This window comes from Streptomyces sp. NBC_00872, assembly GCF_045161915.1.
Lineage (GTDB): Bacteria > Actinomycetota > Actinomycetes > Streptomycetales > Streptomycetaceae > Streptomyces.
This window is the reverse complement of sequence record NZ_CP108806.1, coordinates 1056739-1082191: the sequence shown is the minus strand read 5'-3', so window position 1 is coordinate 1082191 and position 25453 is coordinate 1056739. Positions and strand designations below refer to the sequence as shown.

Below are 25453 nucleotides of genomic sequence, written 5' to 3'. Positions count from 1 at the left end.
CCGGGCGGTGCGGCGCCCGGCTGTGTGGGCGCGACGGCAGACGGGACCGGTCGTCCCGAACGGCAGACCAACGCATGGGGGGTTCATTCCAGTGTCCCGACGCCTTCGTATCGCGATGATCGCTCCGCCATGGTTCGACCTACCCCCGGAGGGATACGGCGGAATCGAGTACATGTGCTCATACCTGGTGGACGGGCTCGTCGACCGGGGCCATCAGGTGACGCTCGTGTCGAGCGGCCGGAACGGTACGAAGGCACAGCATCTCAGGACCTATGAATTCCCGCAGTGGCGACGGCTCGGCGAGCCCCTGCCGGATCTCGTCCACGCGGCTTCCGTGCGGCACATTCTGAGATCCATGGAAATCGACGTCATCCACGATCACAGTCTGATGGGGCCCCTGCTGGCCGAAGAGAGGGCGGTCCCCACCGTGGTGACGGCGCACGAGCCGGTGGCGGGTGACTACCGGAAGTACTTCTCCCTGCTGGGGAATTCGGTACGGCTGGTGGCCATCTCGTCCTCGCAACGTATGAGCGCTCCGGACATGAACTGGTGCGCGACGGTGCACAACGGAATCGATCCCGCCTCCTTCCGCTTCCGGAAGGAGAAGGAGGACTGGATACTCTTCCTGGGGCAATGCATCCCTCATAAGGGCATGCATACCGCGATCGACGCCGCCCGTGCGGCCGGGGTGAGAATCCGTATAGCGGCGAAGTGCGGCGAGCCCGCCGAGATCGAGTATTTCGAGTCGGAGATCCGGCCCAGGCTGGGCGACGATGTCGAGTGGCTGGGGGAGGTCGGCGGCGAGCGGAAGAGATCTCTGCTGTCCGAAGCGCGTTGTCTGATATTCCCCATCGCGTGGGACGAGCCTTTCGGCATGGTCATGATTGAGGCGATGGCGTCCGGAACACCTGTGGTCGCGCTGGACCGGGGATCCGTGGGCGAGATCGTGGACAACGGTGTCTCGGGCATCGTCTGCGACTCCCCGGCGGATCTGCCGGCGGCTGTGGAACGGTCCCGCCATCTGGACCCCGAGAAGTGCAGGGAAGCGACCGTCAGCAGATTCAACAGCGCTCTCATGGCAGGGCGGTACGAACATGTCTACGAGTCGGTCATCGAATCCCGATAACGATGGACGGGCCGTCGTGCGACGGTTCACGCGCTGTGCCGGGCGATCCTCGCAAGTGCAGGGAGGCCGCGGAACGGAGATTCGACGCCTCGGTGATGGCGACGAGGTACGAAGCCGCCTACCGGGACCTCATAGCTAGCCCGCTGAGCCGGCCGGACACGGTGCGGCGACCGGGGCAGCCGGTCCTCGCTCCGGGCGCGTTCCTCAGATTCCGGGCGCCGTCGCCGGGGCCAGGGGCACCAACGCTTCGGTGGGGGAGGGGAGGGAGGAGTTCAGCCGCTGTTCCGCCGCGGCGAGGGCTTCCGCCGGCGTGCGGGTGCCGGTGGAGACACACAGCGTGTACGTGATGTCCTCCAGCCGGCGCCAGGTCCCGGACGAACCCTGCTCCGCGTGCAGGGCTTTGAGCGTCTCGTACTGTTCGACAAGGTTCCGCAGGATCGCGGGGTGGGCCATCAGCACAGCGGTGTCTCCCTCGTATTCATCTCTCTCCCCGCCAGGGCGCGGGTCATCGCGGTCCCGGGCGGGGAGGTCCCTCGGCTTGGTTTCCGGCTCAGGCGTCGGTGAGCATGCCGGTGCGGAGCGTGGTCAGGATGCGGGTCAGGAGCCGGGACACATGCATCTGGGAGACGCCCAGTTCCACACCGATCTGGGACTGGGTCATCTCCTGGCCGAAGCGCATCCGGAGGATGCGGCGGTCCCGGTCGTCCAGTTCTTCCAGGAGCGGTGCCAGGGCGTGGAGGTCCTCCACGAGGTCCATGGCGGGGTCGCGGTCGCCGAGGCTCTCCGCGTAGGAGGGGCCGTCGTCGGATCCGTCGTCGTGCCCGCCGGGGGTGTCGAGGGAGCCGGCCATATAGCCGTTGGAGGCCACCAGGCCCTCGATGATCTCTTCGTCGCTCAGGCCGAGGTGCTCGGCGAGTTCACGGACGGTGGGCCGGCGGTCCAGGACGAGCGACAACTCCTCTTTGGTCCTGGCCAGTTCGACACGGAGTTCCTGCAGACGGCGGGGGACGTGGACGGCCCAGCTGGTGTCGCGGAAGAACCGCTTGATCTCGCCGACGATATAGGGGACGGCGAAGGAGGTGAACTCGACTTCGCGTGACAGATCGAAGCGGTCGATGGCTTTGATCAGGCCGATGGTGCCGACCTGGACGATGTCCTCCATGTCGCCGGCGCCGCGGTTGCGGAACCTGCTCGCGGCGAATCGGACCAGGCTCTGGTTCATCTCGATCAAGGTGTTACGGGCGTACTGGTACTCGCGCGTGCCCTCTTCCACGACCTGGAGCCGGTCGAAGAACACCTTCGACAAGGACCGCGCGTCCCTGGGCGCCACCTTGCCCGCGTCCTCGATCCACGGCAGACCACCCACCAGCTCGGCGCGCGCGGACGATGCCGTGCGCGCCGGTGCCACGGACGTGCCCTGAGCCCGCATGGATATCGTCACGTCGCCACCAATGCTCGATTGACTGCCATGCGGCACCTGCCCCCGAAGCCCGCGGCCAACCCTCCCAGAATCAGGCAATCCGGTTCCCCCGTCCGATGCGATCCCGAGATTCGGTACTCCAGCAGGTACCGATCACGTACCCGGCACGTACCCGGCACGTACCCAGCGGGTCAGGCGGACGGCAGGACGCCGCTCATGACGACCGCGGAGAACAGGCGCTTTCCGTAGAGGATCACGAAGCGCTGGACGAGCGGCGTGGTCGCATACGTCAGTACGGTCACGCCGACGACCGGCAGGGGCGACGGACAGCAAGTCGGCATGGCGCTCATCGAGGGCACGGCGCACCCGGTCGGTGACGCTGACAGTGTCGGTACGGTCGATCCGGGCCGCCCATGAACTGTCGCGGTACGAGGAGGGTGTCCCCGGAGCGGTCGGGCGGCGGCATCATCGGGGCGGACCGGACGAGCGGGACGAAACTGCCGCCGCCCGGCGGCGCCCGCCCGCCGACACGCCGCCCGTCCCGACCCGTTCGGAGGATCACGGCTGTCGGGAGTGGCCGCGGCGCGCACGGCGTCCCGTGGCGGGACGGGACCCGGTCGGGGCGGCCGGCGGCGGCGCCGCTCCGATCAGCCGGTGAGGCCGAGGGACGCGACGAGGTCTCGCATCTCGTCCTGGTAGACGGCCGCCGGATCGTGTACGAGCGGGCTCAGATGGCCGTATATCTCCAGGGCCAGCAAGCCGTGCATGCGCCCCCACACCCGCAGGGTCAGAGCGAGAGCCGCGGGGGGAAGGCCGGGGAACTCCTCGCGGACATGGGCGGCCAGACGGGGATCGAAGTCGGTCCATTCGTACTCCCGGTCGTGCGACCCGCGCGCGCGGGCCACCGGCCAGGCGGCGGCGACGAGCCCGATGAGCCCGGTGCACGCGCGCAGGGCGGCATCCCTGCCGAGGCTGTCCTCGGGTGCCCGGTAACCGGGCACCGGGTCACCGTAGATCATCCGGAAGCCCTCGGGATTGGCCAGTGCCCAGTCGCGCATGGCGTGAGCCCAGGTCGCGACGCGGCTGCCGGTGTCACTCTCCGGCACGGCGTCCCGGGCGGTCTCCGCGGCCTGCACGGCCGACTCGTAGACCTCCCCGACCAGTGTCGTGACGAGATCGTCGCGGCTGGCGAAGTAGCTGTAGATCGCGCCGGTCGTCATCCCCATCTCCCGGGCGATGGCGCGCAACGAGATGGCGTCGGGACCGCCGGCGGCCATGAGGCTGAGGGCGATCTCCTTGATCTCCGCACTGGTCTGGGCGCGTAGACGGGCTCGGCGGCTCAAGGTTTGCTCAGTCACGTTTGGCACCCTACCGCGTCGGTATAATCCACGGTGTGCTGTCCTTGAACGGCGTTTAGGAATCGAACGGTATATGGATCATCTTCCCGATCGGCGCCCCGGTGCCGGGTTTCGTTCCGGTCACCGCCAACGCGCTCCTGTTCCGTCACGGCCCGCGGGCGCCCGCCAAGGGCAGCGGCTGTCATCGCCCCCGGACATCCCGTGACTCAGCACGGATCCGACGGCCCCCCACCCCCGAAGGAGTCGGCCAGTGAGCAAGACCATCCCCATCAATCCCGGTCAGCCGGGCAGTACCCCCGACCATCCCGGCGTCTCGCCCCGCGTCACCGCGGCCGGCGCACGCGGCGTCGCTGGATCCGTCGCATGACGCGCCGGCAGCGCGGCTGGGCCGCGACCTGGGCCACCTCGCCGCAACGTCCCGGCCCCAGCTTCGCCCCGAACTGGTCGGAGGAGGGCTTCGCCGACCAGACGATCCGTCAGACGGTCCGGCTCAGTGTCGGTGGCAGCGCGCTGAGGATACGGCTGTCCAACCGCTACGGCACCGCGCCGCTTCACGTGGCGGGGCTCACCATCGCCTCCCACGGCGGCGGCGCCGCGGTCGAACCGGACACCCTTCGAGAGGTGACCGTCGGCGGCGAAACCGCCTTCGCGGTTCCGGCGGGCGGGGACCTGGCCACCGACAGGGTCTCCTTACGCACCGACCCGCTGGACGCGGTGACCATCACGATGTACCTGGCCCGGCCGTCGGGGCCCGCGACCTATCACGCCCAGGCGCTCGCGACGAGCCACCGGACGGGCGGGGACCACCGTGCCGACCACGACGGAGGGGCGTTCACCGAGACGTCGCAATCCTGGTACTACCTCAGCGGAGTCGATGTGGCCGACGCCCCCGCCGACGGCATCGTGGTGATCGGTGACTCGCTCACCGACGGGTCCGGCAGTACCCCCGACACCGACCACCGGTTCCCCGATCTGCTCGCACAGCGCCTGGTGGCCGCCGGCCGGCCGCAGGCCGTGCTGAACCAGGGCATCGGGGGCAACCGGGTGACCGTCGACTCGGACTGGCTCGGCGACAGCGCCACCACCCGTTTCCAGCGGGATGTCCTGGCCGTGCCCGGAGTGAGCACGGTCGTCATCCTCGCCGGCATCAATGACATCGCCATCAGTGAGATCGCGGGCGAATCACCGTTCCCCGTCCTCGCGCCGTACACGGAAGTCTCGGCGCAAGAGGTCATCGCCGGGTACCGAAGCATGATCGGGCGAGCTCGCTCCGCGGGTCTGCGAACGGTCGGGGCGACGCTGCTGCCGATGCGGGGCTCCGCCTTCTCGACCCCGCGCAGCGAAGCCCGGCGCACCGCGGTCAACGACTGGATCCGCGGGTCGAAAGAATACGACGCCGTCATCGACCTGGCTCGGGCGATGGGCGACGTCCTTGACCCCAGCCATGATTCCGGCGACCACCTGCACCTCAACGATGCCGGCTACCGCGCCATGGCCACCGCGGTGGACCTGGCTCTCCTCCAGTCCTCATCGGAGGTTTCGGCGGCTGAGACCCCGGGCCGTTACGCCGAGGCGCACGGCCCGGCACGGTGACCGGGCGCCCCGTCGCGGAGCCCGGCACCGGTCCCTACCGCCGGTGAGCCGGTAAAGCCGCCGGGCGCACCGGCCCCCGAACGGCCGGCCGACGGGTGTGGGACGAACGGGCGGACCGGGCACCGGCGCATGGCGGGCCCGCGCATCTCCGGAGACGGAATGCGCGGGCCCGCCGTCGTTGTCATGCGCCGTCCCCGGCGGACGGTCTCGGCCGGCCCGCCGTCCCCGGTGCCCGCCGGCGTCTCCCCGCCCGCCGGGGAACACCACCCGTGAGCGGGATGTCTTGCCCCGCCGCACCGTTACACCCTCTCCTTCGCGGACGCACCCCGACCGTCCGCCGGGTCCTCTAGGGGGTGCCGGACCCCGGTTAAGGGTTGGAACGCGGAAATACCGATCGTAATGTCGCGTCGAGTGTCCGCATCTGACCGCCCGAGCCTGCCGCTTGGTTTCCGAGGGGAAGTCATGACCACGAGCCAGGACCTCAAGAGTCCTACAGGGTGCCCCGTTTCAGGATTGGCCGCTTCCTTCGATCCGTTCAACGCCTCCTATCAGCAGCACCCCGGCATATCGATGTCCGAGGCGCGCCGGGAGGAACCGGTCTTCTACAGCCCGGTGCTGGACTACTGGATTGTGACCCAGTACGACGACATCAAGGAGATCTTCAAAGACACCGACACCTTCTCGGCCTCCATCACCCTGGACCAGATCACGCCGTCCACCGAGGAGACCGTCGCCGTCCTCGTACAGCACGGTTTCAATCCAGGACTTGCGCTGGTCAATGAGGACGGGCCGTCCCACCAGGAGCGCCGCAAAGCGCATCAGGAGCCTTTCAAGGGGAGGGAGGTCGAGGCCCTTCTGCCCCGCATCCGGGAGGTGGTGACCGGTCATATCGACAAGTTCGTCAAAAATGGTCGCGCCGACCTGATGGCGGATCTGTTCCAGGAAGCGCCCATCACCGTCGCGCTGATTTTCATGGGAATCCCGGACGAGGACATCGCGGCGTGCCGGCAATTCACCCTCGACCAGACGGTTTTCATGTACGGCCGGCCTGCCCCCGAGGAACAGAAGCAGGTCGCGTCCAATCTGGGCCGCTACTGGGAATTCACCGGTCAGCTGGTCGAGAAGATCAGGCGCAACCCCGACGCGCCCGGCTGGCTGCCGCACGTGATCCGTGAGAGCCAGCGGAAGCCGGGGCTGTTCGGCGACAACGAGTTGCAGACCACCGCGCTCGCCGGTCTCGTCGCCGCCCACGAGACCACCACCAACGCCAGCGGCAACGCCATGCGCGCGCTGCTGGAGAACCGTGAGACCTGGGACCGTGTCTGCGCCGACCCGGCACTCCTGCCCAAGGCGATCGAGGAGTCGCTGCGCTACGACGGATCAGTGGCCGCCTGGCGGCGGCTGGCTGTCAAGGAGACCACGGTCGGAGGTGTGACGATCCCGGCCGGTGGCCGCGTCATGATGATCACCTCCTCCGCGAACCACGACGGGTCCGTCTTCGAGAACCCGGAGAAGTTCGACATCGACCGGCCGCACCCCAACCGCCATATGACGTTCGGGTTCGGTGCGCACGCCTGCATGGGCGCCACGCTCGCCCGCCAGGAGATGCGGGTCTTCATCGAGGAACTCACCAACCGGCTGCCGCACATGAGCCTGGTGGAGGGCCAGGAGATCACTTACCTGCCCAACACGTCCTTCCGCGGGCCGAAGAACCTGTTGGTGGAGTGGGACCCGCGGCTCAACCCGGTCCTCGCAGACCGTCCCTGACACCACCCCGGGGCGGTCGCCACCGTCCCTTTCCGCGCACCTCGCGCAGCGCACCTCGCGCACCTGCTCCGAGGACCCCGGTCGTCACACCTGGTCTCTGTGCTCGACGCCATGTGTCGACGGCCGGGGTCTCGGCTTTCCCTCTCTTCTTTCCAGGAGGTAGTACTGACATGAGTTCCATACGGGGGAATTCCCTGCTCTCGCTGACAGGGATGAGATTTGTCGCGGCAGCCCTGGTTGCCGCGTTCCACATCGGCAACATCGTGCCGTTCGCCGACCCCGACGTCACCAGTGGCGTCCGCTCCCTCTTCGGACAGGGCGGCTGGGCGGGTGTCACGTTCTTCTTCGTGCTCAGCGGCTTCGTGCTGACCTGGGCGGTCCGGCCCACCGATACGGTCACCGGCTTCTGGCGGCGCCGGTTCTTCAAGGTGTTCCCGAACCACGTGGTCGTCCTGCTCGCCGGAGTCGTACTGCTGATCCACCTCGACGCCTTTCCCGGTCTCGGCGTCACGGTCGCCAACCTGTTCCTCGTACACGCGTGGGACTGGCGGTTGACGTCCTGGTGGGGCGTGAACCCCGTCTCGTGGTCGCTGTGCTGCGAGGTGTTCTTCTACGCGTCCTTCCCGTTGATCATCCGGCTGGTGAACCGCGTCCGGGCGGGCCGGCTGTGGATGTGGGTGGCCGGCGTCACCGCGGCGATCGTCGCGGTCCCCTCGCTCGCCGGCGCGATCCTGCCGGACGAGCCGGTGACCCCGGCCATGCCGATCGGCGTCACCGAGCTGTGGTTCGTCAACGGCTTCGCACCGGTACGTACCCTCGACTTCCTGCTGGGTATCTTCCTGGCCCGTATGGTCCGGGAGGGCCGGTTGTTCCGGCTGCCGCTGTCGCTGGCCCTGGCTCTGGCCCTGGCCGCATATGTGACGTCCACGCAGGTTCCCCCCGTGTACGGCCTGGCCGCGTGCACCTCGCTGCCGTTCGGACTGCTCATCGCGTCGGCCGCCCAGGCGGACCGGCAGGAACGCTGGTCGCCCTTCCGCGGCCGCACGATGGTGTGGCTGGGTCAGATCTCCTTCGCCTTCTACCTGTGGCACTACCTGCTTCTGATGTGGTTCGCGGACCTCTTCTACCCGGACGGCGATCCGCTTTCCACGGCCGGCGACGTGGGGGTTCTCGCGCTCGCCCTGGGGTCGGCCGTCCTCATCTCGTGGGCGACCTTCCGGTGGGTGGAGACACCGGCGATGCGGTACTTCGCGTCATCGAGGAGCGGTCGCCGTGACGGTGCGGAAGAGGGGAAGGAAGAACGGCCGTTGGCGGACTCGATCGAGCGCGGGCAGCGCTGAGCGGACGGTCCTCGGACGCGATCAGGAGGCGGTACGAGCCCTCGGGTTTCGGTACCGCACACGGTAAAGTAAGTGATATGGGGCAACCGAAACTCAGTCGTCGGGAACGGCTCAGGGCTGAGACGGCGGCGGAGATCAAGGCCGTCGCGCTCAGGCACATGGCCACCGGGGGCGCGGCCGCGATCTCGCTGCGGGCCATCGCCCGGGACATGGGCATGACCGCGGGGGCGATCTACAGTTACTACGACACACGTGACGCGCTCATCAACGCGCTCATCACCGATGTCTACAACTCGCTCGCCGACACCCTCGAAGCCGCGCACCGCCAGGTGCCCGACGGCAATGTCGCCCGGCGCATCATCGCTCACGGTCACGCCTACCGGCAGTGGGCGATCGGCCATCCCGAGGAGTTCCAACTCGTCTACGGCGATCCCGTTCCGGGGTACCAGATGCCGGAGGGCTCGCCCGCGACGGAGGCGGAGCTGAGGGTCTGCACCCTGCTGGCCGACCTGGTCGCCGCGGCCTGGCCGCACGCGGCTCAGGCGCAGTCCTCCGGGGAACACGTCTGGGAGGACTTCCAGCCGGACCTCACCGACGCCGTGCACGGTGAGAAGTCCGAACTCCCGCCTGCCGCGCTCGCCTTGGCGCTGCGGGTCTGGGGCAGGATGCATGGACTCGTCGCCCTTGAGGTGTACGGTCACCTGCGCTCGCAGGTGGTCGAGCCGGCCAAGCTCTACCAAGAGGAACTCCTCGATCTCATCGGTTCGCTGGGGTTGCGGGTGCCGACGGTGAGCGGTGTCGCCGTCTGATCCGGTCCGACCGGTCGGCATCGATCCTGATGATCCTCGTCGGAGTCGATGCCGACCGCCTGTGACTGACACGGAACGGCAAGGAGGCCCGGCCGGGGGAGACCCCCGGCCGGGCCCTTGGTGCTCGTGATCGGTAACGGGGGATGCACCGGTCACGAGACCTGGGGAGCCGGCCTTCAGCCGGCGGTGGGCGTCCCCTTCGCCGCGAGCAGGTCGGCCTCGGTCCCGTCCTGCGGCGCTTCCGGGGGGGTCGGGTTCTTCTTGAGGAAGAAGAGGGTGAAGAGGGCTCCGACGGCGACCACAACACCGGCGATGACGCCCGCGAGTTGGAGGCCGTCGGCGATGTCGACCGGAGTCGGTCCCGGCTGAGCGTCGTAGTCGATCCCGTGGTTGGCGACGGCCACGAGGGCCGCGAGCCCGACGGCGCCACCGATCTGCATGGAGGTGGAGGCCATGGAGGACGCGACGCCCTGCTCCATCGGGTTGATGCCCATGCCCGCAGCGGCGAACACGACGGTGAAGCCGACACCGCCGCCGAAGCCCCACAGGAGGATGCCGGGCATCAGAGCCCAGTAGGAGCCGCCCGCGGACATGCCGAGCGCGGTGGCGGCGACGCCGGCGCCGTTGACGACGAGGGTTCCGGTGAAGACGATCTTGAGACCGTACTTGTTGAGCAGCGGCGCGGTGAGCTGACCGGCGGCCATCGAGAAGATGCACAGCGGCAGGAAGGCCAGGCCGGCCTTGATGGGGCTGTAGCCGAGGACGGGCTGGAGATAGGTGGTCAGCACGTAGTAGCCGGTCGACAGAGTGGCCATGAACAGGAATGCCACCGCCATGGTCACGGACAGCGTGCGGGTCCGCAGCAGACGCAGCGGCATCAGCGGAGAGCGGCTGCGCGACTCGGTGAGCACGAAGGCGATCAGGAGCACGAGGCCCAGCACTTCGGAGCCCAGGGACTGTACGGAGGTCCAGCCGGCGTCGGGACCGGAGGCGAGCCCGAAGACGACGAGGGACGATCCGACCGTGGCGAGCAGGGCGCCGGGTACGTCGAAGTCACGCAGACCCTTCTGCGCGGGAGCGTCCTGAGGCAGGAGCTTGGTGCCGACCAGCAGGGCGATCGCGGTGAGGGGCACGTTGACGAAGAGGACCGACTCCCAGCCCCACCAGTCGGTGAAGAGTCCGCCGAGGATGGAGCCCGCGGCCAGACCGCCGCCTCCGATGGCGCCCCACACGGCCAGGGCGCGGTTGCGCTTGGGGCCTTCGGGGAAGCCGATGAAGATCAGCGTGAGGGTCGCGGGGAAGAGGAGCGCTCCACCGGCTCCCTGGACGGCGCGGGCGACGATGAGCAGCCCCGGCGTGTTGGCGAAGCCGGCGGCCAAGGACGACAGGCCGTACACGACGATCGCCGCGAACCAGACGCGGCGTGCTCCCAGCCGGTCGACCATACGGCCGCCGAGGAGGAGCAGGCCCCCGTATCCGACCGCGTAGGCGGAGATGACCCACTGCAGGGACTGGGCGGTGAAGCCGAGATCCGCTCCGATTTCGGGCAGAGCCACGTAGACGATGTTGTAGTCCAGGGCGATCAGTAACTGAGAGAACCCCAGCAGGGCCAGCCGCCATCCCAGCCGCGCCGGCGCGCTTTGTGTGTCGGTCATGGGTGAGCTCAATCTCCTAGAGGTGAAGCGCGGATTGCGGCGTGCGCGAGGTGAGGTGCCCGTTGTCCGTCCGGGTCTGCACGGTGCGCTACTACCTTAACGGTGTTCAACTTGCGCATGCAGTATAGGAATCATGCGCCGTAAAGTGTCAAGGGTCGCCGCATGGCGGGCGCGAGCCGTTTGTCCTGGGCAGCGGAGTGCTGGTCCCCTCGGGACTGGGGTCCGGGATGTCCGGTGCCACCCCTAAAGTCCGAGTGGGACGGTCGGGACCAGGGAGGTTCCCGCCGGCGCGGTGAATGGGGCGTAGGGGTCGGACCGGCAGCGGCCGCCGGTCGCCGCCGATGCGTCGCGGACCGAGTAGGGGTCGCGGACCAAGGCTGGGGTTGGCTGTGGCACCAGGGGCCACCTAGCGTCCCGACGGGAGGTACTCGCCGACGCCACGGCGAGTGGGCGAGTGCGAGCGCCTGTCAGCACCTTCCGGGGGACAGCCGCCCGCTTCCTCGCACACCTGTGTGCGCGACGTCGCGTACACACGCCTTTCGGTCACGGGGGATGTCATGGATTCATTGGCAAGTGCAGTGCTCGCCGGGGCCGGTCCGGAGGAGCTGGCGCGCGCGGAGGTGCCCACCGACTACCTCGCCGCCCATCTCCGCGCCGAGGACATGCCCGCAGCGCTCGCCTCCCCGGCTCCGGACGTCCGGGAGTACCTTCATGTGGGCAGGGTGCCGATGCCGGTGCTCGCCCCTGACGAGGTCCTGGTCGCGGTGATGGCGAGCTCCATCAACTACAACACCGTGTGGTCGGCGACCTTCTCGCCCGTTCCCACCTTCAAGTTCCTCCAGCGTTTCGGTGCGCTGGGCGGCTGGGCGAAGCGGCACGATCTGCCCTACCACGTCGTCGGCTCGGACGCGGCCGGGGTCGTCGTCCGGGTCGGCGACGGAGTGCGACGCTGGCGGGCGGGAGACCGCGTGGTGGCGAGCTGTGTCCAGGTGGACGACCACGAGCCGGCCAGCCACGCGGACGCCATGCTCGGCGGCGACCAGCGGATCTGGGGCTACGAGACCAACTTCGGTGGTCTGGCGCACTACACAGTGGTACGGGCGAGTCAGCTGCTGCCCAAGCCCGCCCACCTCACCTGGGAGGAATCGGCGGGCAATCTGCTCACGGCCGCCACCTCGTACCGCATGCTGATCAGTGAGCGGGGCGCCCGCGTCAAGCTCGGAGACGTCGTACTGATCTGGGGTGCGACCGGTGGGCTCGGGGCCTTCGCCGTGCAACTGGTGAAGCGCGCCGGAGGAATCCCGGTGGGTGTGGTCAGTTCCGAGGCAAAGGCGGAACTGCTGCGCGGCCTCGGCTGCCATGTGGTTATCAACCGCGCGGAGATCGGCATCGGCGGTGAGGTGCCGCGTACCCCTCAACGCACCGCCGAACTGGGGGACCGACTCGCCCGTGCGATCCGGCAGGCGGTGGGCGAGGACCCGCACATCGTCTTCGACTTCGTCGGCGAGGCCACCTTCGGCCTCTCGGTCCACGTGGTCCGGCGCGGCGGCACCGTGGTCACCTGCGGTTCGAGCACGGGCTACCGCCATCACTACGACAACGGCGTCCTGACGACGCGTCTGAAGCGGATAGTCGGCAGCCACGCCGCCAACCTGCAGGAGCAATGGGAGTGCAACCGGCTGTTCCAGCTCGGGCTGCTGAGTCCCGTCGTCTCCGCCGTGCACCCGCTGGAGAACGTCGCGGAGGCGGCGCGGCTCGTCCAGAAGAACCAGCACGTCGGCAAAGTCGGCGTGCTCTGCCTTGCGCCCCGCACCGGAATGGGCGTCACCGATCCCGCATTGCGGGCCCGGATAGGTGAGGACCGCATCAACCCCTTGCGGAACAGCGAGACCGACACCCCCGAACCTGTCCTCGCGGGCTGACCCCACGACCACGGAAGGCGGACTCGAACAGTGGCGACACACGCGGCCGGAATCGTCGCGACCGGCTCCTACGTACCGAAGGAAGAAGTCACCAACGAAGAGGTGGCGGCCCGTTGCGGCGTCACCGCCGACTGGATCGAGCGTAAGACCGGGATCAGAAGCCGGCGATACGCGCCGGCGCACGAGGCCGCCTCCGACCTCGCCGCTCGGGCCGCGACGGAAGCTCTCGAAGCGGCGGACCTGCCCGCGACGGAGATCGACTATCTCATCGTCTCCACCTCCACCGGCGACTCCCCGCAGCCGCCCACCTCCGCCCTGGTGCAGCACGCCCTTGGCGCCTACAGCGCGGCCTGTTTCGACATCAACGCCGTATGCAGCGGTTTCGTCCACGGCCTGGAGGTCGCCCGGGGGCTGATCGCCCTGCGCCCCGAGAGCCGGGTGCTGGTGATCGCCGCCGATGTGTACTCCCGCATCCTGGACTTCTCGGACCGGCGCACGGCGCCGCTCTTCGCCGACGGCGCCGGCGCCGCCGTGGTCACCGCCGTCGAGGAACCGTACGGAGTCCTCGGTACGGATCTCGCCACCCGGGGCGACGCCCACCACCTCATCCGGGTCGAGGCCGGCGGCAGCCGCCGCCCCGCCTCCGCCCAGACCGTCGCGGAGGGCGGCCACTACTTCCGGATGGAGGGCCGGGCGGTCCGCGAGTTCGTCGGCCAGCACGTGCCCCCCGCGCTGCGCCGCCTCACCGAGGCCACCGGTCACCACCTCGCCGACATCGACCACTTCATACCCCACCAGGCCAACGGAGTCATGATGCGTGAACTTGTCGAAACCGCCGGACTGACACACGCCTCCACGCACCGCACGGTGGATCGCTACGGGAACCTCGGCTCCGCCTCCCTCCCGGTCACCCTGGACGAGGCCAATCGGGCCGGCCTGCTGCGCCGCGGCAGCCTGGTGCTGCTGGCCGGCTTCGGCGGCGGCATGGCGGTCGGATCATCGCTGCTGCGCTGGCAGGGGGAGGCGGCGTGACGACGGACAGCACGACCACGCAAGGCAGTTTCTCCGCGGCGGAGTTCGAGCGGTTCGGGGTGGTCGGCTGCGGTCTGATGGGCGCGGGTGTCGCGGAGGTCGCGGCCAGAGCGGGACTGCAGGTCCGGGTCGCCGTCTCCTCCGAGGCGTCCCGCAACCGCGGGGTGCGACGGATCACCGGTTCACTGGACCGGGCCGTCGCCAAGAAAAGGATCACCACCGCAGAGCGGGACGCCGCACTGGACAGGATCTCTTTCACCACCGTCCTGGAGGACATGGCGGACCGGCAGGTCGTGGTCGAGGCGGTCGCCGAGCACGAACCCACCAAGCTCCAGGTGTTCGCCCTGCTCGACAAGGTGATGGACAACCCGGACGCGGTCCTCGCGACCAACACCTCCTCGCTGTCGATCATCCGGATCGCCCGTGCCACCCAGCAGCCCGGCAGGGTCGTCGGCGTGCACTTCTTCAATCCGGTGCCCGTGCTGCCGCTGGTGGAGATCGTGGGTTCCGTCCTTTCGGACGAAAGCGCCGTGGCCCGGGCCGAGTACATGGTCACCTCCCTTCTCGGCAAGACCGCCATCCGGTCCCCTGACCGCGCCGGATTCCTCGTCAACGCCCTGCTGTTCCCCTATCTGCTGTCCGCCGTCCGCATGGTGGAGTCCGGTGTGAGCGCCGAGGTCATCGACCGCGGGATGGTGGAGGGCTGCTCCCACCCGATGGGCCCCCTCCGTCTGCTCGACCTGATCGGCCTGGACACCACCGTCTCGATCGCCGAGGCGCTCTACACGGAGTTCAAGCAGCCCCACTACGCGCCGCCGCCGATGCTCATGCGCATGGTCGAGGGCGGGCTGCTCGGCAAGAAGTCGGGCCGGGGCTTCTACGCCTACACCTGAGCGCAGCGCGAAGGAACCGGAGCCCGGCGGTGTGACCCGCCCCGACGCCGGCGCGGCCTTCGCGTGACCCCTCGTCTCTCACCCGGATCCGTATCGAATCCTCGAACGCCCGGCGACAGCCGCGCAACCCAGGGAGTGCAGAACAATGACGTCAATGGCTGAGGGCACCGCGTCCGCCGAGAAGATCGTGGCGGCGCTGCGGGACTCCTTGAAGGAGACGGCCCGGCTGCGGCAACGGAACCGTGAACTGGTGGCGCGGCAACAGGAGCCGGTGGCGATTGTGGGGATGGCGTGCCGTTTTCCTGGTGGTGCGGATTCGCCGGAGGCGTTGTGGGATCTGGTGGCGGGGGGGCGGGATGCGATTACGGAGTTTCCGCGGGACCGGGGCTGGGATGTGGAGGGTCTTTACAGTGCGGACCGGGAGGTGCCGGGGACGTCGTATACGCGGGAGGGTGGTTTCCTGCACGACGCCGCCGGCTTCGACGCGGGGTTCTTCGGGATTTCTCCGCGTGAGGCGCTGGCGATGGATCCGCAGCAGCGGCTGCTGCTGGAGTCGTCGTGGGAGGCGGTCGAGCGTGCGGGGATGGACCCGACGACGCTGCGCGGCAGCCGCACCGGCGTCTACGCCGGAGTGATGTACCACGACTACGGTCCTCACCTGCACCGGCCGGTGGAAGGGGTGGACGGCCACCGGCTCACGGGCGGACTCGGCAGTGTGTTGTCGGGGCGGGTGGCGTATGTGCTGGGGTTGGAGGGTCCGGCGGTGACGGTGGACACGGCGTGTTCGTCGTCGTTGGTGGCGTTGCATCTGGCGGTGCAGGCGTTGCGTCGTGGGGAGTGTGACGCGGCGTTGGCGGGTGGGGTGACGGTGATGTCGACGCCGGGGACGTTTGTGGAGTTCTCGCGGCAGGGCGGGCTGTCGCCGGACGGGCGGTGCCGGTCGTTCTCCGCGGGTGCGGACGGGACGGGGTGGGCGGAGGGTGTGGGTGTGCTGGTGGTGGAGCGGTTGTCGGACGCTCGGCGGCTGGGGCACCGGGTGCTGGCGGTGGTGCGTGGTTCGGCGGTGAACCAGGACGGTGCGTCGAACGGTCTGACGGCGCCGAACGGGCCGTCGCAGCAGCGGGTGATCCGGGCGGCTCTGGCGGATGCGGGGCTCTCACCGGCCGAGGTGGACGCGGTCGAGGCGCACGGCACCGGCACCCGGCTGGGCGACCCGATCGAGGCGGATGCGTTGCTGGCGACCTACGGGCAGCGGGGGTCGGGGGAGCCTTTGTGGCTGGGGTCGCTGAAGTCGAATGTGGGGCATGCCCAGGCGGCGGCCGGGGTGGGCGGTGTGATCAAGACGGTGATGGCGATGAGGCACGGGGTGCTGCCGCCGACACTGCACGCGGAGGAGCCGTCGCCGTTCGTGGACTGGTCGGCCGGTGACGTCCGGCTGCTCACGGAGGCGCGTGAGTGGCCCGCCACGGGCCGGCCGCGGCGGGCGGGGGTCTCCTCGTTCGGTATCAGCGGCACCAACGCCCACGTCATCCTCGAAGGACCCGCGGAGGAGGACATTCCCACGACCGGCTCGACGGAGGCGGTGGAGTTCACGGCGTCTGTGGCTGAGATTCCGGTGGTGATCTCGGCTCGTGCGGCGGAGGCGCTGCGGGGACAGGCGGCCAAGCTGGCCGCGTTCCTCACCCGCGACCCCGCACCCGGAACAACCCGCCGGCCGGACGGGCGGGGTGTGCCGGATGAGCCGGACGGGCTGGGTGTGCCGGACGGGCGGGGTGTGGTGGATGTGGCGTATTCGCTGGCTGTTTCCCGTGCGGTGATGGACCACCGGGCGGTGGTGACCGCGACGGGACACGAGGACCTCCTCGCCGGACTCAACGCGATCGCGGCGGGCGAGGACCACCCCAACGTGGTCACCGGACACACCGCCCCCGGCCACACCGGCCTCGCCGTCCTGTTCACCGGACAGGGCAGCCAGCACCCCGGCATGGGACGCGACCTCCACACCGCCTTCCCCGCCTTCCGCGACTCCCTCGACCACACCTGCACCCTCCTCGACCAGCACCTGGCCACCGAACTCACCCAGGCCGGCGCCACCTCCCTGCGCGACATCATGTTCGCCGACCCCGGCACCCCCCACGCCCGCCTCCTCGACCAGACCCGCTTCACCCAACCCGCCCTCTTCGCCTACGAAACAGCCCTCTACCACCAGTTCACCACCTGGGGCATCACCCCCACCCACCTCACCGGCCACTCCGTCGGCGAAGTCGTCGCCGCCCACCTCGCCGGCATCCTCACCCTCCCCGACGCCTGCACCCTCATCACCGCACGCGGCCGCCTCATGAACAGCCTCCCCCCCGGCGGCGCCATGATCTCCGTCCGCGCCGGCGAACACGACATCACCACCGCCCTCACCCACCACCCCGACACCCCCATCGCCATCGCCGCCCTCAACACCCCCACCTCCACCGTCCTGTCCGGCACCGAACAAGCCGTCCACGACCTCACCCACACCCTCACCCAACACGGCCACACCACCCGCCGCCTCAACGTCAGCCACGCCTTCCACTCCCCCCTCATGAACCCCATCCTCAACGAATTCCGCACCATCCTCACCACCCTCACCTTCCACCCACCCCACCTCCCCGTCATCTCCAACCTCACCGGCCGCCCCGCCGACCCCCACCACATCACCACCCCCGACTACTGGATCAACCACGCCCTCCACACCGTCCGCTACACCGACACCATCACCACCCTCCACCACCACGGCATCCGCACCTACCTCGAAATCGGACCCGACACCACCCTCACCACCCTCGGCCGCGAAACCCTCGACACCCACACCACCACAAACACCACCAGCACCACAGACACCACCGGCAGCAGCACGGACACCGGCAGCACAGACACCGGCAGCCCGGCCCCCCTCTTCATCCCCACCACACACCCCAACCACCCCGAAACCACCACCACCCTCACCGCACTCGCCACCCTCCACACCCGCGGCCACACACCCGACTGGAACACCCTCTACACCCCCCACCACCCCCACACCACCGACCTCCCCACCTACGCCTTCCAACACCACCACTACTGGCTGTCCTCCGAAGCCGACACCTACCGGAGCCCCGCCGGGCATCCCCTGCTGGGCCTGACGATGTCGCTCGCGGATTCGGGCAGCACGGTGCTCAGCGGCTCGCTGGCACGCGACGCCCAGCCGTGGCTGGCGGACCACGCGGTCCTGGGCAAGGTGATCTTCCCCGGCACGGGACTGGTCGAACTGGCGCTGCTGGCGGCCGCCCGGACCGGCTGCGAGACCGTCGAGGAACTCATGCTCGAAGCCCCACTCGTGCTCCCCGAGCAGGGCGGGCGGCAGGTACAGCTGGTCGTCGAGGCCCCGAACGCCTCCGGGCAGCGGGCCGTGCGTATCTATTCACGGCCCGGCGCGGACCTCGCCGGGGAGGATGTCAACGGTGATGATGGGGGGTGGGAGTGGGTCCGGCACGCCTCCGGCGTCCTGGCACCCGACACCCCCGACACCCCCGCCACCCCTGCCCCCGCCGCCTGGCCACCCCCAGGATCCCAGCCCCTGGACCTCACCGACCGCTACGAACACCTCGCCGCACAAGGCCTCGACTACGGACCCGCCTTCCAGGGCCTCAAAACCGCCTGGCACCACGGCAACGACATCTACGCCGAGATCACCCTCGACCCCCGGCACCACCAAGAAGCAGCACACTACGGCCTCCACCCCGCCCTCCTCGACGCCGCCCTCCACGCCATCGGCCTCCACCACACCACCACCCCACCCACCACCACCCACCTCCCCTTCGCCTTCACCGGCATCCGCCTCCACGCCACCGGCGCCCACACCGCCCGCATCCACATCACCCCCACCACACCCGAAACGGTGTCGGTGACCGTCTTCGACCCGACCGGGCAGCCGGTCGCCGACATCGAGTCGCTGTCGCTGCGGCCGGTGGATCCCGGCCAGTTCGCCGTCGAGACCGAGTCCGGGCTCCGGGACTCCCTCTTCACCGTGAACTGGGTTCCGGTGACCGCCGAGGACACGACTCCCGTGCCCGCCTACGCCGACATCACCGACGCCTTGACGGATCTCGCGGACGGCGTACCGGTCGCCGTACGGTTCACCGCCGCCCCGGGGCCGGACGTGCCCGAGTCGGCGCACGAACTGGGCCACCGCGCTCTGACGGCCGTCCAGCAGTGGCTCGCCGAAGAACGCACGGCCGGCGCACCGCTGGTTGTCGTCACCAGCTCCGCCGTCGCCACCGGTTCCCCCGGTGAGCCGGTGGACCCGGCCGGTGCCGTGGTGTGGGGTCTGCTGCGATCCGCCCAGACCGAGAATCCGGGCCGATTCGTCCTGGCCGACCTGGACGAAGCCGCCATGGCCGACCCGGCCCGTCACGCCGCCGCCGTGGCCGCCGCGGCCGCCTCCGGCGAACCCCAGCTCGCGGTCCGCGAGGGACGGCTGCTCGCGCCCAGACTGAACCGTGTGGCGTCGACGGCACCGGCCGAGGCCGGATGGGACCCCGACGGTACGGTCCTCGTGACCGGGGCCACCGGCACTCTTGGCACTCTCCTGGCACGCCATCTGGTCCGTGCCCATGGCGTGCGCCGACTGCTGCTCACCAGCCGTCGTGGCCCGGACGCCCCTGGCAGCACCGAGCTCGCCGCGGAACTGGCCGAACTCGGCGCGGAGGCCGTCTTCGCGGCGTGCGACGTCGCCGACCCCGATGCTGTCGCCGCACTGGTGGCGGCGATCCCGTCCGCGCATCCCTTGCGGGCCGTCGTGCACGCCGCGGGGGTGGTGGACGACGGTGTGATCGGCACGCTGACCCCGGAACGGCTCGACCGGGTGCTGCGGCCCAAGGCCGACGCCGCCTGGCATCTGCACCGGGCCACCGAGGGCCTGGACCTGAAGGCGTTCGTCCTCTTCTCCTCCGTCGCCGGAACCTACGGCACCGCGGGCCAGGCGAGTTATGCGGCGGGCAACGCTTTTCTCGACGCCCTCGCCGAGCACCGCCGGGCCCGGGGCCTGCCCGCGACCTCACTCGCCTGGGGCCCCTGGGCCGAAGGCGGCATGGCCGCCCAACTCGCCGAAACCGACCGCGCCCGACTGACCCGCGCCGGAATGACCCCACTCCCACCCGACCGCGGCCTCGCCCTCTTCGACACCGCCCTCACACTGGACCGGGCGGTGGCCGTCCCGGTCGCGCTCGACACCGCCGCCCTGCGCGCTCTGGGCGACGAGTTGCCCCATCTGATGCGTGCCCTGGTCCGCCGGCCCGCCCGCCGGGCGGCCACCCGTACCAGCGACACCACGCTCGCCGCGCGTCTGGCCGGGCGGTCGCCCGGCGAACAGCACGACATCCTGCTCGATCTTGTGCGGACACAGGCCGCCGCGGTTCTCAACTTCGACGGATCGGCGGGAGTGGACGCCCGGCGCGGCTTCAAGGAACTCGGTCTCGACTCCCTGACCGCGGTGGAACTGCGCAACCGGCTCGGGAAGGCGACCGGCCTCAAGCTTCCCGCCACACTCGTCTTCGACTACCCGTCGGCCGCGGCGCTGGCCGACCATCTCCGGGAGCAGGTCACGGCGGCGGCGCCCGCCCCTGTCACCGCCCTCCCGGCCGCGGCGGACGCCGCTCGGGACGCCGATGAACCGATCGCCATCGTCGGAATGGCCTGCCGCTACCCCGGCGCGGTCCGCACCCCCGACGACCTGTGGCGGCTCGTCATGTCCCGAGGCGACGCGATCACCGAGTTCCCGGCCGACCGGGGCTGGGATCTCGCGAACCTCTTCGATCCGGACCCGGACAGGCCCGGTACGTCCTACACCCGTGAGGGCGGTTTCCTGCACGACGCCGCCGACTTCGACGCGGAGTTCTTCGGGATTTCTCCGCGTGAGGCGCTGGCGATGGATCCGCAGCAGCGGCTGCTGCTGGAGTCGTCCTGGGAGGCGATCGAGCATGCCGGAATAGACCCGGCGACACTGCGCGGCAGTGATACCGGCGTGTTCACCGGTGTCATGTATCACGACTACGTGAGCCGGCTACCGGAGATGCCGGCCGACCTCGAAGGCTACTTGGGCACCGGCAACACCGGCAGCGTCAGCTCGGGCCGTATCTCCTACACCTTCGGCCTTGAGGGCCCCGCCGTGTCGGTGGACACCGCCTGCTCGTCCTCCCTGGTGGCGCTGCATCTGGCGATGCGGGCGCTGCGGAACGGCGAATGCTCGATGGCCCTGGCGGGCGGAGTGACCGTGCTTTCGTCGCCCTTCACCTTTGTGGAGTTCTCCCGGCAGCGGGCGCTGTCGCCGACCGGCCGCTCGCGCTCGTTCTCCGCGGGTGCGGATGGGACGGGGTGGGCGGAGGGTGTGGGTGTGCTGGTGGTGGAGCGGTTGTCGGACGCTCGGCGGCTGGGGCACCGGGTGCTGGCGGTGGTGCGTGGTTCGGCGGTGAACCAGGATGGTGCGTCGAATGGTCTGACGGCGCCGAACGGGCCGTCGCAGCAGCGGGTGATCCGGGCGGCTCTCGCGGATGCGGGGCTCTCACCTGCCGAGGTGGACGTGGTCGAGGCGCACGGCACCGGCACTCCGCTCGGCGACCCGATAGAGGCGCAGGCCCTGCAAGCGACGTACGGTCAGCAGCGCAGCCCGGAAGAGCCGTTGTGGCTCGGTTCGGTCAAGTCGAACATCGGGCACACCCAGGCCGCCGCCGGAGTCGCGTCGGTGATCAAGATGGTGCAGGCGCTTCAGCACGGGGTGCTGCCGCCGACACTGCACGCGGACGAGCCGTCGCCGTTCGTGGACTGGGACGCGGGCGCGGTGGCCCTGCTCACCGAGGCGCGTGAGTGGCCGGAGACGGGCCGGCCGCGGCGGGCGGGGGTCTCCTCGTTCGGTATCAGCGGTACCAACGCCCATGTCGTCCTGGAAGAGCCGCCGCAGGAACCCGGCGGCGCGCCGGAGCCCACCCCGGAGCCGTCGGAGGAGGGTTCGATGGCGCCGCCCCTCCAGCTGTCCGCCGCCACCGTGCCGGCCCTGCGCGACCACGCGCGCCGACTGGCCGCCCATCTGTCCCTCACCCCGGGGCTGCGACGCGCCGATGTCGCGCACACGCTGGCCACCGGCCGCGCGGCCCTGCCCGAGCGGGCCGTCGTGCTCGGTGACGGACTGGAAGCGCTGGCGCGTGGCGAGTCGTCGCCGGACGTCATCACCGGCACCGCCCGGGGACGCGGCCGTACGGTGTTCGTGTTGCCTGGTCAGGGTGGGCAGTGGCAGGGAATGGCACTGGAACTGCTCGACACCACACCCGTGTTCACCACCCGCCTGCGCGAATGCGCCGCCCTCATCGAGGAACACGTCCCCTGGCACGTCGAAGACGTACTCCGCGGCCACCCCGACGCACCCACACTCGAACAGATCGAAGTACTCCAACCCGTCCTCTTCGCCGTCAACCTCGCCCTCGCCGCCGTATGGCAATCCCACGGCATCCACCCCGACGCCGTCATCGGCCACTCCCAGGGCGAAATCGCCGCCGCCCACCTCACCGGCGCCCTCACCCTCCACGACGCCACCCACATCATCACCACCCGCTCCCAGATCTTCGCCGACCACCTCACCGGCCACGGCGCCGTCGCCTCCATCCAGATCACCCAGGAAGAACTCACCCCCCACCTCCAACCCCACACCGGCCGCCTCTGGACCGCCGGCATCAACAGCCCCACCGCCCTCACCGTCGCCGGCGACCACCACGCCCTCCAACAACTCGTCACCACCCTCACCGCCCAAGGCACCCGCGCCCGCATCATCCCCACCACCGTCGCCTCCCACAGCCCCCACGTCGAACCCCTCCGCCACCAACTCCTCACCACACTCGCCAACATCACCCCACAAACCGCCCACACCCCCCAATACTCCACCACCACCCCCACCCCCACCATCCTCAACGGCACCGAACTCACCGCCGACTACTGGTACAACAACTGCCGCCAACCCGTACACCTCGAACCCGCCATACGCACCCTCCTCGACGACGGACACACCACCTTCATCGAAATCGGCCCCCACCCCGTCCTCACCACCGCCATCCAGGAAACCGCCGAACACCACAACACCGACATCCTCACCCTCACCACCCTCCACCGAAACAACGGCGGACCACACCGCCTCACCACCACCCTCGCCCAAGCCTGGACACACGGCCTCCCCATCACCTGGCACCCCAACACCAACACCACCAACAGCAACAACCACACCACCAACACCCGCCCCACCACCCGCCACACCAACCTCCCCACCTACCCCTTCCAACACAAGCGATACTGGCTCCAAACACCCACAGACGGACGGGCGACAGATAGGCGGGACGCGGCGGAAGACGGCTTCTGGAAGGCCGTCGAGAACGACGACCTGTCTGCCCTGACGGCGACCCTGGGGCTGGACGACGGCGGCGCGTTGAGCGCGGTGCTGCCCGCCCTGTCCTCCTGGCACCGGGACAGGGTGGCGCGCTCCGCCACCGACTCCTGGCGGTACAAGGTCACATGGCGGTCGGTGACCGAGCCCGATCCGGTACGGCTGTCGGGCACTTGGCTGCTCGTCGCGCCGGAGGGTCACACGGAGGCGGCGGAGCTGACGGCCCGCACGGCCGAGGTGCTCGAACGGCACGGTGCCCGGGTGGTCAGGCTGGACGTCGCACCGGGGCCGGACGGCGCCGCTGCCGCCGGGAAGCTGGGTGAGCAGGCTGTCGGAGAGTGGGAAGGCACCCTGTCCTTCCTGGCGCTGGACGAGACCCCGACCGAGCGACCGGCACTCACCAACGGGACCGTCGGTACGCTGTCGCTGATCCAGGCGCTGGCCGACGAGGCCGCTCCGGGGCCGCTGTGGACGGTCACCAGGGGAGCGGTGGGTACCGCCGAGAACGATCCGCCCGCCGCTCCGGCACAGGCACAGGTGTGGGCGCTGGGCCGGGTCGCGGCGGTGGAGGACCCGGACCGCTGGGGCGGCCTGGTGGATCTGCCCGCGGCACCGGACGAGCGCGACCTCACGAGGCTGGTCACGGCACTGTCCGGCGCGGCGGCCGAGGACCAGGTCGCCATCCGGAGCGCCGGTCTGCTGGCCCGCCGCGTGACGCCTTCGCCGCCGTCCTCGGTCCCGGTCCGCCGGAGCTGGGCTCCGCGCGGCACGGTCCTGGTGACCGGCGGTACCCGGGGGATGGGCGCGCACACCGCGCGTCAGCTCGCGGGACTGGGGGCCGCGCATCTGCTGCTGACCACGGACACGGACCTCGACGCGGCAGAACGGTCGGCGCTCGAAGCCGAGTTCACGGCGGCCGGAGCCCGGGTGACGGTCGCCGTGTGCGACATCGCCGACCACGCGGATCTCGCCGCGCTGCTGGCCTCGGTGCCGGCGGACGAACCGCTGACCGCGGTCGTGCACGCGGCCGGAGAGCTGACCGCCACCGCCCTGGCCGACCTCGACCCCGCCGGGCTGGAGCGGGCCCTGCGCGTCAAGACCTTGGGCGCCGCCCACCTGGACGCGTTGTTGGGTGACGCGGAGCTGGACGCCTTTGTCCTGTTCTCCTCGATCGCCGGTGTGTGGGGCAGCGGTTCCCAGGCCGGGTACGCCGCGGCGAGCGCGTACACGGACGCCCTGGCCGCTCGCCGCCGGGCTCGTGGCCGGCCCGCCACCTCGGTGGCCTGGGGTCCGTGGGACGATCCCGGGACCGGTCTGGAGGAGGAGGCGGCCGAGGCCGAGCGCCGGGCCGGGCTCCGTCGCAGGGGTCTGAACCTGATACCGGCCGAGCGGGCGGTCGGCGCGCTGATCGACGCGCTGGCGCGGGACGAGACCACCCTGGTGGTCGCCGATGTGGACTGGGAGCGGTTCGCGCCCGCCTTCACCGCCGTGCGGGACAGTTCGCTGTTCGGTGAGATACCGGCAGCGGTGGCGGCGTTGAGCACCGACGGGCCGGGCGACGATGCCGCGGCCACCGCCTCGGAGCGTCTGGTGGGGACCCTTTCCGAACTGTCGGCGGCCGACCGTGAACGGGCACTGACCGACCTGGTGCGTGCCGAGGCCGCCGTCGTACTCGGCCACTCCGAGGGCGACGCCGTCGACGCCGACCGGCCGTTGAAGGACCTCGGCTTCGATTCGCTCGCCGCGGTCACCCTGCGCAACCGGCTCGGCGCGGCCGCCGGCCTGAGGCTGCCGGCCACGCTCGTCTTCAACCACCCCACGTCGGCCGCCGTCGCGGCCTTCCTGTACGCGGAACTGTTTCCCGAAGAGCCCGCCGTCTCCCTGGACGCCGAACTCGACCGGCTCCACGAACTGGTCACGGATGGCGTGGTGGCCGACGACGCGGTCGTCCGGGACCAGGTGGCCGGCCGGCTGCGCAGGCTGCTGGAGACCCTGACGGGCGACGTGCCGGCCGGGGCCCGGTCCGAGACCGAGGAGCGGCTCGCCTCCGCCTCCGACGACGACATCTTCAGCTTCATCGACAACGAACTGGGACAGTGAGGCC

Annotated in this window: 14 protein-coding genes; 9 read left to right on the top strand and 5 right to left on the bottom strand. The window is 70.0% G+C overall.

The genetic code is table 11. The features are described from left to right. Positions 1-115 precede the first annotated feature (115 nt). On the top strand, positions 116-1126 hold the full coding sequence (locus OG214_RS04530) for a glycosyltransferase family 4 protein (RefSeq protein WP_405983863.1): 1011 nt from the start codon (positions 116-118) through the stop codon (positions 1124-1126). 204 nt (positions 1127-1330) lie between these two features. Here the strand turns inward: OG214_RS04530 and OG214_RS04525 are convergent, their stop codons facing one another. The 4 genes from OG214_RS04525 to OG214_RS04510 all read right to left on the bottom strand — a co-directional run bounded on the left by OG214_RS04525 (position 1331) and on the right by OG214_RS04510 (position 3904). Further along, positions 1331-1585 (bottom strand): DUF5133 domain-containing protein, encoded by a 255-nt coding sequence (locus OG214_RS04525; RefSeq protein WP_405983862.1) that lies wholly within the window; start codon positions 1583-1585, stop codon positions 1331-1333. A gap of 91 nt (positions 1586-1676) precedes the next feature. Next, positions 1677-2555, bottom strand: a complete 879-nt coding sequence (locus OG214_RS04520; protein WP_405987425.1) for a SigB/SigF/SigG family RNA polymerase sigma factor — start codon at positions 2553-2555, stop codon at positions 1677-1679. Positions 2556-2737: 182 nt separating this feature from the next. After that, complete coding sequence (locus tag OG214_RS04515) at positions 2738-3136, bottom strand: poly-gamma-glutamate biosynthesis protein PgsC/CapC (protein ID WP_405983861.1); 399 nt, start codon at positions 3134-3136, stop codon at positions 2738-2740. 57 nt (positions 3137-3193) lie between these two features. Further along, positions 3194-3904, bottom strand: a complete 711-nt coding sequence (locus tag OG214_RS04510; RefSeq protein WP_405983860.1) for a TetR/AcrR family transcriptional regulator — start codon at positions 3902-3904, stop codon at positions 3194-3196. Between the two features lie 363 nt (positions 3905-4267). Here OG214_RS04510 and OG214_RS04505 point away from each other — a divergent pair, with 363 nt between their 5' ends. From OG214_RS04505 to OG214_RS04490, 4 genes are all read left to right on the top strand, one after another. Beyond that, entirely contained in the window at positions 4268-5497 is a 1230-nt protein-coding gene (locus OG214_RS04505; RefSeq protein WP_405983859.1) for an SGNH/GDSL hydrolase family protein, read from the top strand. Positions 5498-6010: 513 nt separating this feature from the next. Then, positions 6011-7264, top strand: coding sequence for a cytochrome P450 (locus OG214_RS04500; protein ID WP_405983858.1), 1254 nt, complete (start codon positions 6011-6013; stop codon positions 7262-7264). Positions 7265-7434: 170 nt separating this feature from the next. After that, complete coding sequence (locus tag OG214_RS04495; RefSeq protein ID WP_405983857.1) at positions 7435-8604, top strand: acyltransferase family protein; 1170 nt, start codon at positions 7435-7437, stop codon at positions 8602-8604. Between the two features lie 77 nt (positions 8605-8681). Continuing rightward, positions 8682-9413, top strand: coding sequence for a TetR/AcrR family transcriptional regulator (locus OG214_RS04490; RefSeq protein ID WP_365906710.1), 732 nt, complete (start codon positions 8682-8684; stop codon positions 9411-9413). 176 nt (positions 9414-9589) lie between these two features. Here the strand turns inward: OG214_RS04490 and OG214_RS04485 are convergent, their stop codons facing one another. Beyond that, on the bottom strand, positions 9590-11068 hold the full coding sequence (locus tag OG214_RS04485) for an MFS transporter (RefSeq protein ID WP_363085884.1): 1479 nt from the start codon (positions 11066-11068) through the stop codon (positions 9590-9592). A 557-nt stretch (positions 11069-11625) separates the two neighbouring features. Between OG214_RS04485 and ccrA the strand changes: the two genes are divergently transcribed. The 4 genes from ccrA to OG214_RS04465 all read left to right on the top strand — a co-directional run bounded on the left by ccrA (position 11626) and on the right by OG214_RS04465 (position 25449). Further along, positions 11626-12990, top strand: a complete 1365-nt coding sequence (gene ccrA / locus OG214_RS04480; protein ID WP_363085883.1) for a crotonyl-CoA carboxylase/reductase — start codon at positions 11626-11628, stop codon at positions 12988-12990. Positions 12991-13020: 30 nt separating this feature from the next. Next, positions 13021-14022, top strand: coding sequence for a 3-oxoacyl-ACP synthase III family protein (locus OG214_RS04475; protein WP_405983856.1), 1002 nt, complete (start codon positions 13021-13023; stop codon positions 14020-14022). Beyond that, positions 14019-14915, top strand: coding sequence for a 3-hydroxybutyryl-CoA dehydrogenase (locus tag OG214_RS04470; RefSeq protein ID WP_363086346.1), 897 nt, complete (start codon positions 14019-14021; stop codon positions 14913-14915). Before OG214_RS04475 ends, OG214_RS04470 begins: the two co-directional genes overlap by 4 nt. Positions 14916-15069: 154 nt before the next feature. Further along, positions 15070-25449 carry a type I polyketide synthase gene (locus OG214_RS04465; protein ID WP_405983855.1) on the top strand — a complete coding sequence of 3460 codons (10380 nt, stop codon included), beginning with the start codon at positions 15070-15072 and terminating at the stop codon, positions 25447-25449. The last annotated feature ends 4 nt before the right edge of the window (positions 25450-25453 follow it).